The organism is Streptomyces sp. P9(2023) (assembly GCF_032436795.1).
Classification (GTDB): Bacteria; Actinomycetota; Actinomycetes; order Streptomycetales; family Streptomycetaceae; genus Streptomyces.
Map to the genome: position 1 here is coordinate 1 of NZ_JAUPWM010000255.1, position 345 is coordinate 345.

The 345-nt window shown below is 55.9% G+C and carries 1 protein-coding gene; it reads right to left on the bottom strand.

Features of this window, described 5'->3' with window-relative positions:
* On the bottom strand, positions 1-265 hold a 265-nt coding region (locus Q5762_RS37550), incomplete at its 3' end, for a hypothetical protein (protein ID WP_315896795.1).
* Positions 266-345 lie beyond the last annotated feature (80 nt).

Below are 345 nucleotides of genomic sequence, written 5' to 3' on the forward strand. Positions count from 1 at the left end.
GATGGATCAGCTCCTGATGGATCGGGCGGCCGTTCATCTCGACGGACGCGATATGGCCCTCAATCAGATCGGTCAGAACGAAGGTCACATGTTCGACATTGATGATCTCGACCGCCTGGGGAGCATGAGAGGCGCTGATGTGGATGGTGTCGCCAACCAGAACCGGGGCGGCAACACCGGGCCGCCAGATCATCGTCATATCGCCGCCTGTAAGGCCCCGTTCAAATGTCGTGGGAATGACAAACAAATTTTCCATCACCACCACATCAACAAGATTATCCCGGCCATGAACACCACCGAGAGAAAAAGCGCCGGCAGGATCCACAAGCCATGCGGAAATTCTCG